The 13,179-nt window shown below is 35.6% G+C and carries 9 protein-coding genes and 1 tRNA gene; 2 read left to right on the top strand and 8 right to left on the bottom strand.

Annotated features, from left to right (window positions below):
* Window positions 1-48: 48 nt before the first annotated feature.
* The 3 genes from GGR32_RS02280 to GGR32_RS02290 all read right to left on the bottom strand — a co-directional run bounded on the left by GGR32_RS02280 (window position 49) and on the right by GGR32_RS02290 (window position 4,029).
* A complete protein-coding gene (locus GGR32_RS02280; RefSeq protein WP_183475967.1) occupies window positions 49-2,451 on the bottom strand; it encodes a GumC family protein in 2,403 nt (800 codons plus the stop codon).
* A 9-nt stretch (window positions 2,452-2,460) separates the two neighbouring features.
* Entirely contained in the window at window positions 2,461-3,228 is a 768-nt protein-coding gene (locus GGR32_RS02285) for a polysaccharide biosynthesis/export family protein (protein WP_183475968.1), read from the bottom strand.
* A 72-nt stretch (window positions 3,229-3,300) separates the two neighbouring features.
* Window positions 3,301-4,029 (bottom strand): tyrosine-protein phosphatase, encoded by a 729-nt coding sequence (locus GGR32_RS02290; protein ID WP_183475969.1) that lies wholly within the window; start codon window positions 4,027-4,029, stop codon window positions 3,301-3,303.
* Between the two features lie 148 nt (window positions 4,030-4,177).
* Here GGR32_RS02290 and GGR32_RS02295 point away from each other — a divergent pair, with 148 nt between their 5' ends.
* Window positions 4,178-6,106 carry a polysaccharide biosynthesis protein gene (locus GGR32_RS02295; protein WP_183475971.1) on the top strand — a complete coding sequence of 643 codons (1,929 nt, stop codon included), beginning with the start codon at window positions 4,178-4,180 and terminating at the stop codon, window positions 6,104-6,106.
* 55 nt (window positions 6,107-6,161) lie between these two features.
* On the opposite strand, the gene GGR32_RS02300 is transcribed toward GGR32_RS02295, so the two are convergent.
* Window positions 6,162-6,234, bottom strand: a tRNA-Gln gene (locus GGR32_RS02300).
* Window positions 6,235-6,410: 176 nt separating this feature from the next.
* Here GGR32_RS02300 and GGR32_RS02305 point away from each other — a divergent pair.
* A complete protein-coding gene (locus GGR32_RS02305) occupies window positions 6,411-9,734 on the top strand; it encodes a glycosyltransferase family 117 protein (protein WP_183475973.1) in 3,324 nt (1,107 codons plus the stop codon).
* Window positions 9,735-9,737: 3 nt separating this feature from the next.
* Here the strand turns inward: GGR32_RS02305 and GGR32_RS02310 are convergent, their stop codons facing one another.
* The 4 genes from GGR32_RS02310 to GGR32_RS02325 all read right to left on the bottom strand — a co-directional run bounded on the left by GGR32_RS02310 (window position 9,738) and on the right by GGR32_RS02325 (window position 13,149).
* Window positions 9,738-10,034, bottom strand: a complete 297-nt coding sequence (locus tag GGR32_RS02310) for a thioredoxin family protein (protein ID WP_183475975.1) — start codon at window positions 10,032-10,034, stop codon at window positions 9,738-9,740.
* Window positions 10,035-10,187: 153 nt separating this feature from the next.
* Entirely contained in the window at window positions 10,188-11,411 is a 1,224-nt protein-coding gene (locus GGR32_RS02315; protein ID WP_183475977.1) for a metallophosphoesterase, read from the bottom strand.
* Window positions 11,412-11,520: 109 nt separating this feature from the next.
* Entirely contained in the window at window positions 11,521-12,180 is a 660-nt protein-coding gene (locus GGR32_RS02320; RefSeq protein WP_183475979.1) for a class I SAM-dependent methyltransferase, read from the bottom strand.
* A gap of 6 nt (window positions 12,181-12,186) precedes the next feature.
* Window positions 12,187-13,149 (bottom strand): alpha/beta fold hydrolase, encoded by a 963-nt coding sequence (locus GGR32_RS02325; protein ID WP_183475981.1) that lies wholly within the window; start codon window positions 13,147-13,149, stop codon window positions 12,187-12,189.
* Window positions 13,150-13,179 lie beyond the last annotated feature (30 nt).

Here is a 13,179-nt window from a genome sequence, read left to right on the forward strand (position 1 = left end):
CCCCTTTCATTGCGAAAGGGGCTTTTTTATATAGCTATTTCAACGATTTTATTTCTTCCAAAACTTCCATTTAGATGAAGGAGCCTCGGCAGAATAACCATAACCATAACCGTAATTATAACCGTAAGTAGATTTACTATCCAATCCGTTAATAACAAGGGCTATGTTTTTCAGCTTATTGGTTTTGTTTAAGTCGTCTATATGATCTAAAAGCTTTAACTCTGTATGCTTTGCTCTACTCACATACGTAGTAACATCTGCATGTTGAGAAATTAAGAGTGTATCGGTAACCAGTATGGTAGGCGCCGTATCTACAATAATATAGTCGTATTCTGTTTTTAAATCGGAAAGTAGTTGCTCAAAACGCCCATTCATAATTAACTCTGCTGGGTTTGGTGGAATACTTCCAGAAAGAATCATATCTAAAGATTTAAAATCACCTATACCTTTTATAATAAGGTCCTGATGACTTACTTTTTCATCGTATAAATACTTAGACAAGCCCGAAACATTTTTACTCTTCTTTACGTAAGTATGCAACTGTGGGTTTCTTAAATCGGCCCCTATTAATAAAACCTTATTGTTGGAAGAAGCCAACGTACACGAAAGGTTTATGGACACAAATGTTTTTCCTTCCCCTTTTGTCGAAGAAGTTACAAAAATAACTTGTGCCTTATCTGATTCTTTCTTCTTAACATAACTTAAGTTGGTACGCAATATACGGAATGCCTCTGCCACCACCGAACGATCGTTAGCTTTAAGTAAGTTTTTAGAGCTTCCGTTCTCCAATTGAGGGATTTCGGCCACAATAGGAATATTAGGCACAACTCGTTTTACCTGCTCTTTACTAGATAGTTTTGTATCGAGTAAAAACCTTACGTACAACACCCCAAAAGGAATTAAAACACCTACAATTAAAGCCGCTAAATAAATAATTTTGGTTTTAGGTGAAACCGGAATAGGCGAAGTGTACGCATAATCGACTACTTTAATTACAGGACCTGTTGTTGCATGCACCAAAGCTGCTTCTTCTCTTTTTTGTAACAAGAAAAGGTACAAACGCTCTTTTATCTCTTGCTGACGCCTAATAATACGCTCGCCTCTTTCTTTTGCAGGAAGTTTCCCTAACCCGCCTGAAGAGCTTTGCTCTAACATTCTGCTGCTTGATAAAGCTGTCTGTGTGTTTTTTACATAAGCCGTTACACTCGACAATATACTCGCTTTTAAGCTTTTTAGTTTGGCTTCTATATTTACCACCATTGGGTTATTCGGAGTTGCCGAAATCAAAAACTTCTCCCTATCTAAAACAAACTGATTGTACATGGTAGTAAGCTCGTTAACTTGGTTCTCGGCTATTCCTATATTGGCTGGCAACAATGTAAAATCTGGGCTGCTTTGCAATTCTTTTTTAAAGTCGGAAGATATCGCCAATTGCGTTTCTAGCTGGATACGCTCTTTTTCTGCTGTAGCTTCTTTTGTAAAAAGCTGCTGAGCGTTAGCCTCGAACATTACAAGATTGTTTTCTCGTTTAAAATTTACCAAGCCTTGCTCTACGGTATCCAATTCCTTTTCGAGAAATTTAAGTCGCTCCTCTACAAATTCTTCGGTACGTTTAGATACAAGCTGTTTATCGTAAATTCCGTCTTGGTTAAATTTCTGAATCAGTGTATTTAACACATCTTCATTTTTACTTTTTACCGCTCCTTGTATGGTTAAATCTAAAATTTCACTTCTATCTGCAGCAGGGGTTATCTCTACAGCTTTAGACAAACCATCTATAGCTCTGTTTTTAGGCAGGTATATAAAGCTATACAATCCATCGGTTACGGCTTGCAAATCTGAACTATACTCAGGGTTTAAACTAATAGAAAATTTGTAGTTGAGAAAGTTTACGGTATCGTTTACTACTGCTTTTATTGAGGAAGACGACTCTTCTTCGGTAAGTTCTATATTGGTTAACGAAGTAAATTTAATTCCAATTTTTTTTAAATCTTCCGCTTTATAAGCTCCCGCTTCTATCGATTTAGGGAAACTATACCAGTGTACTTTAAATGGACTTTCGTTTCTCCATAATTCGACACTTTTTACGCTTCCTTCGGAAATAATCACGGTATTCAACTCTTGGTCTTCTACCACATTTCCTAGCAATCTACGTGAAGTAAAAATTTGAATTTCATTTTCTAAATTCACCTTATTCATATCAAAAAGCGTAGTTGCTCCTTGTAATCCAGATAAATCTAATCCGCCTTCACCTTCTTTTAATATTTTTACCTGCGCACTTGTGCTATATATGCGAGTAGCATAACGGTTATAAATGAATGCTAAAATTAACATTAGGAAAACTCCTAGCACAAACCAATGCCAATACTTTAGATATTTATATAAAAGATACTTTAAATCTTCTCCTGTTTCTTGCTGTGTGTCTTTATCAGCTATATATTCTTTATTCATAACGATCTTTTATCTAAATATAATAACAGCAGCACTTAAAAGTATAGAGGCAACAGAGAGCAGGTTCCCTACCGAACCAATAAACCCTGCTGTTTTCACTTTAGGGTTGTTGGGTTGCACGTAAACCATATCGTTAGGTTGCAGGAAATAAAACTCTGAGTTCATCCAATCGCTTTTGGTAAAATCTATTCTTTTTATTTGTCGTTCGCCATCTTTTTGACGTACAATAAGCACTTCCTTTCTTTTCCCGTTAATGGTCATATCTCCCGCCAAGCCAATAGCTTGCGGAAGTGTAATGCTTTCTTCGGCGATGGTGTAGGTGCCTGGCGACCTTACTTCTCCCATTACGGTAACTTTATAATTTAGCAACCTTACTTTTACCGTTGGGTTGATAATGCTCTGCGAAAGCTTTTCTTTTAAAAAATCTTCCAACTCACTTGTTGTTTTTCCTACAACTGCCAACTTTCCTAATTCAGGAAAATTAATTGTTCCGTCTTCTCCCACCACAAATCCTTCTAAATTCATCGTCTGCAAATTAGTTGAACGCTGATTACCTACATTTAGCTTATTAAACATAAAGGGCAAAACAGCTTCTTGCTCTAAGGCCGTGATATCTATTTTTAGAATATCGTTGGTTTGAATTTCTGGGTGTTGATAAATTTCTTTTACAGGAATTAAAGAAGTATCCTCTATATCTTGAAAATACAATACTTCTTTTTTAGAGGCACAACTTGCCATAAGCAGTGCTAAGATGATTAGTGCTAAGGTTTTTTTCATAGGTAGCAAAGATATATAACTTTTGTAGTAATATTAAAATTGGTTAGATTTTATATTTTATTTAATGATTTTTTAAAAATCCGCTTGATTGTTAGCTGCAATTCTTTTTATTTCATCGATTACTTTATTAGGCACCTGTATTTGTTGTATTTTTTTAAGGTGCTTATCATGGTGAGCATCGGTACCTAAATAGGTATAAGCTTTATTTTTAAGCAACATTTGTGCTTTTTTACTTGTGTTCTCGCCATAATGCTTTGTAAGCGATAATAAATTTAATTGCAGTAAGCATCCTCTATCAATAAGGTCCTGATACACCGAAAAATTATTGATAAAATTATAACGCTCTGGATGTGCTAAAATAGGCACATAGCCTTTATCTTGAATACAAAAAAGCATCTCGTTAAGGTTGATTGGCGGTTGGTGATAAGACATCTCTACCAACAAAAATTCTTTTTTAAGCGGCATAATCTCAGCGTTTTCTAATTTTTCAAGAAAAGCTTCATCCAACATGTGTTCTGCCGATGCTGCGATTACATTCGCTTCACTTTGAGGTGCAGAAGCAGCTAAAACTTTTTCGGCTTCCGTGATACTTTGTGGTGTATTAGGATAAGTTCCTGCCAAAATATGTGGGGTTGCATAGATTTTAAGCATTTCTAAACACTCATACTCCTTCAGCATTTTATGGCTATCTTCTGTAGTTTTCGCCCCGTCGTCTATTCCTGGTAAAATATGGCAATGAATATCAGGCACATTTTTTAAAATAGGAAACAAATCTTTTTTCTTATTAAAAATTCCAAACATAAATATCTAGCGGCTTTCTTAATTTTCTCTTAACATAAAAGCATCAAAAGTACAGTTTTTTTAGAAATAATTACACAAATTAAACCTAATGCTCTCAAAAAAGGATTACATTTGCTCTTAACTGACCAAATAGATTACCCCCATATTAATGAATGCTTTAAAAAAACAGAAGGTATTTTTTACTAGGTTCTTTGTAAACCTATTTAAACCCCTTGTAAACAATTATGTAAACAGAAACATTATTCTGTTAATCGATTTAATTATCACTTTAATCGCTGCAAAAAGCGCCTCTTTTCTAGTAGCAACAATTACCGATACGCCTTTTAACTTTTTAAAATTTCGATGGGAAATTTTGGTAATCATTCTGGTACAAGGCATTTGCTTTTTGTTATTCCGCTCTTACTCAGGACTTATACGATACTCAAATTTCAGGGATGTTATTAAGCAACTTCAAGTAACCACTACTTCGGTTATTTTATTAATGCTTATTAATTTTCTATATGCTTTAAACTTTGGAGAAGTAATAACACCATACGCAGGAATTGTTATTTATGGTTTTATAGCGTTCTCGTTTTTATTCATCTTTAGGTTATCTGTAAAACGTGCGTATAAAATAATTCAAATCAATAAAGTTAAAGCTCAAAAAGCCTTTATTTTAGGAATAAAACCTAACGATATTTCTATGGCAGAGGGCTTCATCTCTGAAAGCAGCGAACAAGTTGAAATAATAGGTTTTGTAAATACCGAAGAGAAAATTTTACGTAAATTAATATTCAACCTTCCCATTTATAGTTTAGAACAAATAAAAAACAGCTCTAACGCCCCTAAAAACATTATTGTTAGCGACGAAAAACTTAAAGAACTTCGCAACAGCAATAGCGACGTTATCCCCACATTACTCGACTTAAAATTTAAAATATACAAGCTCCCTGAATTACAAAACCTTGCCGAAAACAACAAGCAACCCTCTGGCGCTTTAAAAGAAATAAAAATAGAAGATTTACTACAACGAAATCCTATAAAATTAAACAACGAAAAATTATTTGATTTATATAAAAACAAAACCATCCTTGTAACAGGAGCTGCTGGATCTATAGGAAGTGAAATTGTAAAACAGGTAATCCGATTTAAACCTAAAAAAATACTTCTGTTGGACCAAGCAGAAACCCCTTTACACGAACTGTGTATTTGTTTAAATAAATTTTACCCAGAAATAGGTTACGAAAAAATTGTCGCTAACGTCCGTGATAAAAAACGCCTAAAAGATGTTTTTACCACTCATCAGCCTCAAGTAGTATTTCACGGTGCCGCATATAAGCATGTCCCAATGATGGAAGAAAACCCGATAGAGGCACTTAGTGTAAACTTTCAAGGCTCTAGAAACCTTGCTGACTTAGCCACAAAACACAAGGTAGAAAACTTTGTATTTATCTCTACCGATAAGGCAGTAAACCCCACCAATATTATGGGAGCATCTAAACGCTCCGCAGAGCTTTACATACAATCACTCGCACACAAAAACAATCACAATACCACTTTTATAACCACTAGGTTTGGAAATGTATTAGGCTCAAACGGCTCGGTAATCCCACATTTTAAAAAGCAAATTCGTGAAAATGGCCCTGTAACCGTAACGCATCCCGAAATAACTCGTTATTTTATGACTATTGATGAAGCCTGCCAACTTGTACTAGAAGCTGGCGCCATGGGAAAAGGAGGCGAAATTTTTGTTTTTGACATGGGCTCTCCAGTAAAAATACTAGACCTTGCAAAACACATGATTCGATTAACAGGACTTGTTCCTGGAAAAGATATCGAAATTGAGATAACAGGCTTGCGTCCAGGAGAAAAATTATACGAAGAGCTACTTGCAGACAAAGAAACAACCCTGCCTACACATCATGAAAAAATAATGATTGCCCAAGCTACTCATGAATTTAACGAAACTAAAATAAACCTTTTAAGCAATCTTTTAGAATTGGTAAAAACCAATAATGCAGACAAAGCGATAGAAGCATTACACCTATTGGTACCAGAATACCAACCTGCTAGCTTAGACGAACAATTAAAAGCTTAACCAATAAGCTACAAAATAAAAAAAACCGAGTTGAAAATTCAACTCGGTTTTTTTGTTGGCCTACTAGGGCTCGAACCTAGACTCTTCTGAACCAAAATCAGACGTGTTGCCAGTTACACCATAGGCCATCATGTTTGCGGTTGCAAATATAATACAAACTTTGTTTTCACCAAAATAAAAAGAAAAAAATTTTAGAATATTTTTTGTTTTACAGGCAAGCCTCATTGCATATTTATTCTTAAATTCGTCCCTTAATGGCTAGTCGCAAATAAATTAACCTAATTATAAGCGTAGAAAATACAGCATGAAAGAATTAAATTTTAAAAAATGGAACTTGATTTTGGGATGGACCTGTTTTGCCATTGCCCTTTTTGTATATGCTCTAACGGTACAACCCACCGCAAGTTTTTGGGATGCTGGCGAATACATTTCTACTGCTTCTAAACTTCAAGTAGGACACCCTCCTGGAGCGCCATTGTACCAAATGATAGGAGCCTTCTTTTCTGTATTTGCACCAGAGCCTTCGCAAATTGCTTTAGTAATCAATATGGTTTCTGCCCTATCTAGTGCTTTTACCATACTTTTTATGTTTTGGTCTATTACCTTATTGATTAGAAAAATAACCGGCCCTACCAATACCCTTAACAATGCTCAAAAAATAGCTATTTTAGGAAGCGCAAGCGTTGGAGCACTTGCCTTTGCTTTTACCGACAGCTTCTGGTTTAGCGCAGTAGAAGCAGAAGTTTACGCCATGGCAAGCTGTATTTTAGCAATAATGTTTTATTTAGGCTTATTATGGGAAAGAGATTTATTTACCCCAAGAGGAAACCGTTGGCTTATTTTAATTTCGTTAATTATAGGTTTAAGCTTTGGGGTACACTTTATGGGCCTACTTACCATCCCGGCAATAGGTTTTCTATATTATTTTAAAACTACACCCAAGGTTACGCTAAAAAACTTTGTGCTTGCCAATATTATTATTGTAGGGGTTTTGATGTTTATTTTTAAGTTCCTCCTTCCATATTCACTTACATTTTTCGCAAAATCAGAAATATTTTTCATCAACACGATAGGGCTTCCTTTCCATTCGGGTACCTTTATTGCAGCTTTAGTGTTAGTTGCTGCTTTCTATTTCCTATTAAAATTCACTAAAAGGAAAAATTACCCTCAACTAAATACTATTGTACTTTGTATACTGTTTATTTTTATTGGTTTCTCTTCCTGGATAATGCTTCCTATCCGATCTAATGCAGGAACTGTAATTAACGAAAATAGCCCGGATGACGCACAAGAACTATTAGCTTACTATAACCGTGAACAATATGGGGAAACCAAACTTTTCTATGGGCCTCAATTTACCGATATGTTTGCAGGTTTAGATAAGGACAGGCCTTTTGTGGACGATAAACCTAAGTATGAAGAAAACAAAGAAACGGGGAAATATGAAATCATCAATCAATGGAAAAACGCTAAACAGAATTCTAGCGATGAGCATAAAGCTTTCCTCCCTCGACTTTGGAGTCCGGACCACATGGCTAACTACCTAATGTACACAGGTCCACTAGAATTTACCGTTAAACCTGAATTTCAGTCAGAACAAGATTTACATGCTACGATAGCGGAATTTAAAAAAGCCTTTGCTTTGGGCGAAATAGGCAACGATGAATACATAAGTTTCCTTACGCAACTAGCTCCTTATATAGACATTGAAAAACCCTCTGCAGCAGCCAACTTTAGGTATTTATTTGAGTACCAAATTGGATACATGTACTGGCGATACTTTATGTGGAATTTTGTTGGAAAACAAAACGACATCCAAGGTAATATGGATAACTTTAATGGGAATTGGCTTAGCGGGATTAAATTTATCGATGAAATGCGCTTAGGCCCACAAGATAATTTACCTACTACTGTAAAAAATAACGAAGGGCGTAACACGTATTTCTTCTTACCCTTGATTCTGGGAATTATCGGATTATTATTCCACCTAAAAAAGGATCAGAAAAACTTTTGGGTACTGCTCGTATTTTTTCTTTTTACAGGTATAGCCCTTAAAATATACCTCAACGAGCGTCCTTTTGAACCTCGTGAACGCGACTATGCATTGGTTGGTTCCTTTTATGTGTTTGCCATGTGGATAGGCTTTGGTGTTTATGCTATTTTCGACAAACTTCGTCATAAAATAAGTCCGAAGTTATTAGCCCCAGGAATAAGCATTATTGCCTTATTGGCAGTGCCTGGCATTTTAATTTCTCAAAACTGGGACGACCATAACCGTTCTTACCGAAATACCGCCAATGCAATGGCAAAAATGTATTTAGATTCTGTTGATGAAAATGCCATTTTATTTACCATTGGAGACAACGATACCTTTGCACTTTGGTATGCACAAGAAATAGAAGGCTACAGGACAGATGTGCGTGTAATTAACACCAGTTTATTTGCCACCGATTGGTATATCGACCAGATGCGAAGAGCTGCTTACAAAAGTCCTCCTGTAAAAACAAGCCTAGAGCTTAAAGATTACCAGTACGGAACAAACGAGTACGTTCGTTATTCTAAAGATACCCGGGTTAGAGATACCATGCTTATTTCTAATTGGCTAAAATATATTAAGAGCGATAACCCGAGTACGAAAGCAGAAATGCAAAACAATATTGTTATCAATACATTTCCTACAAAAAGCATACGTATTCCTGTAAGCGCCACCAATGCTATTGAATATGGGATTGTAGATAAAAAGGACCGTGATAATATTGTTCCTTACATCGATTTGGAAATAGACCAAAACATGCTCTACAAACATCGGTTACTAATGTTAGATGTTGTAGCTAACACCGATTGGAAACGCCCTATATACTTTACAGGCGGTAGTTTTAGCAATGGCGATTACCTTTGGATGAAAGATTACCTGCAATTAGATGGTCTTGCGTATAAGCTGGTTCCTATAAAAACACCTATAGACCCAAGAAATCCTTATGAAATGGGACGAATAGATACAGAAAAAATGTATGATATTGTTACTAAATGGGATTGGGGAAATAATGGAAAACCAGAAATGTACCACGATGTAGAAAGCCGCAGGCAGGCCATTACTTACCGCTCAAATCTTGCTAGATTGGTAGATAACCTTCTCGAGGAAAAAGACAGCCTAAGGGCAAAAGAAATTCTAGACTTAGGCATGGAAAAAACACCTGTAGAGAAGTTTGGGTATTACACGCTATTAGATCCTTTTATTAATGGATACTATGAAATAGGAGAAACCGAAAAAGCGCGAGAAATATGGCATAAATCTGCAAAATTCTACCAAGAACAACTGGATTATTTTAGTACGCTTCCGCTAGATTGGCAGTATAAATACGGACAAGAAATTATCAACAACATAGAATTGTACCGAAGCCTAGTAGACTTACTTATTATCCACCAGGACGAGAAAATTGTAAAACAAAAAGCCGAAGAGTTTAACAAGTATTTAAAGAAGTTTAAACACTTCTATACGGACGAGGAGCAAAATGAAGAACAGCTCAACAACCTAGATTCTTCTTTACAAAGAGAGCTTAATCAAAATCAGTTATTAGATACAACAAGTACAGCAACACCGGAGGGAAATACCTCTCCGGCGTTGTAAACTTTATTTAAAATCGTTAAGCATTTTTACCAAAGTTTTACTTTGCTGCTTTCCGCTTTGCCTCCATACCATTTCGCCATTTTTATAAATTAGCAATGTAGGTACACTTTGGATACGCAATGCTTTTGCCAGCTCTATATTTTCTTGGGCGTTTATTCGTATAATTTTAACGCCTCCTTCTAAAGAGCCTGCTACTTTTTTTAAAATAGCGTGCATATTAGTTGCCTCTTCGCTAGCAGTTGTATAGAAAGTAAACAGTACCGTTTTTTCTCCTTTTATTAAGTCTCCAAATTTCGTCATATATAAATCAAATCTTTACTAAAGAACTCCTACTTCACACTTTTATTTTCCAACAAGCAAAAAGTAAGGTCAAACTGAAAAGATAAAAGTAATGTAGTGGTTGTAGAATAGCAAAAACTTTAAATTTCTATTAAGAAAATACTATTGGTTAGTTTAGGCAACATCAGGCTTTTTTCTGCGTAATTTAATCACTGTAATTTCAGGCCAAATACCTACCCTACCTGGGTAAGCTAAATAGCCAAAGCCTCTGTTTACATTAATAAACCTGTTCATTTCTTGGTAAATACCCGCCCAATTTTTATAACGGTATTGTACGGGACTCCATTTTACCCAACCAGGAATTTCTATCCCAAACTGCATTCCGTGTGTATGTCCACTCAAGGTAAGCTGATAATTTTGTTTGTCGCTTTTAATTTTTTCTTGCCAATATGATGGGTCATGACTAAGAAGTATTTTAAAATCCTTTGGATTTATACCTTTAGAAGCTTTATCGGCATCTCCGTGTTTTACAAACCCTCCTGTTCCCCAATTTTCTACTCCTACTATTGCGATTTTTTCTTGTGCACGCTCTATCCACCTATGTTCATTAAGAAGCAACTCCCAACCCATTTCTTTTTGGATTGCTTTTAGCCTTGTTAAGTTTTCAGCTTTAGCTTTGGTTGAATTCCAATTTACATAATCGCCATAATCATGATTCCCTAATACCGAAAAAACACCATCCTTTGCTTTTAAATTTTTAAAAACATGTTTCCAATCTTCAAGTTCATCGGCAAGATTATTAACCAGGTCTCCTGTAAAAAAAACAGCATCGCTTTGTTGTTTATTAATTAAATCTACAGCGTAATTTATCTTCTCGATATTATCTAAACTCCCCGAATGAATATCGCTAATTTGAGTGATTTGATAATTATCAAAAGCCGCAGGTAAATCGTCAAACTCAATCTCGTAAGTAAGCACTTGGTAGTTATACCTTCCTTTATACATCCCGTATAATAGAGAAGAAAAAGGAAGCGCCGCTACCGCCAATGCCATTTGGCTAATAAACTTACGCCGAGAAGGCAAGTGGGTGCTTTTTTTTCTTGAAATAGAAATTGCTTTGGTTACAAACCTTGTTCCGTCTTCCAACAACAAGAAAAACACCAAGATTAACATAAGCGATATAACCGCCAGCAACACTCCAAAAGCATAGGCTCTATTCCCGCTTAACACATGCCCTGTAGCGGGTTGTAAAAACCAATATATAAAATTAAAAAACGCCCCAATGCTTATTGCTGCATACAAAAAATACAGCCACTTTTGCTTAGTAACTGTTTTTATTGCTTGAAAACCATAAAAGGCAACTAAAGAGTATAGTATTGTAAAAAGAACCCAACGCATAATTAGCTAAACTTAAACTGCAAAATTACATTTATAGCAGCTAGTTGGTTAGGCATTATAAATATTTAACATTCTTTAGCTTATTCTATTATCCTTTTTCTAAATAGGTTTAACCTAACTTTTCTCCTTCTATGATAAAAAAAGGTCTTCTTACCCATTGCCCGTCTTTACTTTTTACATCTTCCGAATAATCAATTGAACTTACAGCAACAAAGCCTGCATTTTTAAAAAAGGTTTTTATGCTTGCTTTCGAATAAAAAGTGAAGCCTTTTTGGGTAAACGGAAGTTGCTCCCCAAACTCCTTTGCTATGCATGCAATTACCAATTGCCCTTTAGGTTTTAATACACGAAAAATTTCGTTAAAATACTGCTGAGGATTCTCCCAAAAGTAAAGCGTATTAGTCGTAAAACAATGTGTGAAATAATTTTCAGTAAACTGCAATTTCCCTTTACCATCAACCTGTAAAAAATCGGCTTTTTGTTGTGCCACATAGGTTTTATTAACTAGGTTAGCCTCTGTCACCATCGCCTTAGAAATATCTATTCCCATATAATGCTTTACCGCTAATTCCCGAAAAAGAAAAGCTAGATGTTTGGCATTTCCAAAACCTATTTCTAATACCTGAGCTGAAGTTTCTGCCTTAAGATTTTCTATGGTTGTTTTTATCATATTTTCGTTAGAGGCAAACATTGTATCAGCTACTTCCTTTGCCCTTTCTCCCGAAGGACATTTAAGTTGTTCTGCTAATTCTAAGTATTCCTTTTCCATTATTTTTTAATTCATTAATAAATGATTTTTAATAATTTGAGCCGTTTCTTTCTTATGAGAAATCAATCCGCCATGCCCTGCTCCTTCTATTTGCCTTGTAGTTGCTTTAGGAACTTTGTTTTTCATCTCTATTATTATGTTGGGATAAACAACCAAAGAATCATCGCCCCCAATAAGGGTAATCTTTCCTGAAAAATTTATTAAGTTTTCGGGCTGAATATTAAGGCGCGCAACATCGTTAGATTGGTCTAACCAAGTTCTATAGCTTGCTAGTATTGTGCTTCTTGCGCGTGCATCAAAAAGATTTTCCCAACTTCCTTCTCCAAAAGCAACTTTTTCTATAAAACGGATAGTTCCTTCTTCTATACTACCTGAATTCAGTAAAGCCTTTGCCGCTAGCATCTCCGATTTAATTGTAGTTAATGATTGCTGATAGGAAGGATTCTCTTTCAACAATCCAAATATTGGAGGCTCATACAACACAAGACTTTTTACGCTGTCAGGATAAAGCAAAGCAAATTGTATTGCGATGTTTGCTCCGTAAGAATGCCCTACGATATGTGCTTTAGCTATGTTTAATTTTTCTATTAGCTGAGCTAAATCCTCTACATCTTTCAAAATAGATCCTTGTGCGATATCGGGTGAAGCCGCGCCATGCCCTCGCCTATCATACACTACAAATGGGTTTTTAACTTCTAGACTTTTTAGCGCTTGAGCAACAGGCAACCAAGAATGGTGATCGTCCCACGAGCCATGTATAAAAATTACAGGAACACCTTCTCCTTCTTGATAACGTATAGCCAATTGCTGCTCTCCTATAGTTATCAACCTGAGTGGATTCTCTTTTTGAAAAAGAAAATCTTCGGTTTCATTTACTAGACAAGGTTTCTCCGCTTGTGCTTGTGCTTGTGCTTTAAAATTCAGTAAAAAGGCAAATACAACTATATAAACTAGATTTATTTTTTTCATATTACATTATTTTACATGCTACTTAAAATA

The organism is Mesonia hippocampi (genome assembly GCF_014197445.1).
Taxonomy (GTDB): Bacteria; Bacteroidota; Bacteroidia; order Flavobacteriales; family Flavobacteriaceae; genus Mesonia; species Mesonia hippocampi.

Bases quoted from the DNA above. Each gene is read 5' to 3' on its own strand.
- GGR32_RS02280 (WP_183475967.1), bottom strand. From the start codon at position 2,451: ATGAATAAAGAATATATAGCTGATAAAGACACACAGCAAGAAACAGGA.
- GGR32_RS02285 (WP_183475968.1), bottom strand. From the start codon at position 3,228: ATGAAAAAAACCTTAGCACTAATCATCTTAGCACTGCTTATGGCAAGT.
- GGR32_RS02290 (WP_183475969.1), bottom strand. From the start codon at position 4,029: ATGTTTGGAATTTTTAATAAGAAAAAAGATTTGTTTCCTATTTTAAAA.
- GGR32_RS02295 (WP_183475971.1), top strand. From the start codon at position 4,178: ATGAATGCTTTAAAAAAACAGAAGGTATTTTTTACTAGGTTCTTTGTA.
- GGR32_RS02305 (WP_183475973.1), top strand. From the start codon at position 6,411: ATGAAAGAATTAAATTTTAAAAAATGGAACTTGATTTTGGGATGGACC.
- GGR32_RS02310 (WP_183475975.1), bottom strand. From the start codon at position 10,034: ATGACGAAATTTGGAGACTTAATAAAAGGAGAAAAAACGGTACTGTTT.
- GGR32_RS02315 (WP_183475977.1), bottom strand. From the start codon at position 11,411: ATGCGTTGGGTTCTTTTTACAATACTATACTCTTTAGTTGCCTTTTAT.
- GGR32_RS02320 (WP_183475979.1), bottom strand. From the start codon at position 12,180: ATGGAAAAGGAATACTTAGAATTAGCAGAACAACTTAAATGTCCTTCG.
- GGR32_RS02325 (WP_183475981.1), bottom strand. From the start codon at position 13,149: ATGAAAAAAATAAATCTAGTTTATATAGTTGTATTTGCCTTTTTACTG.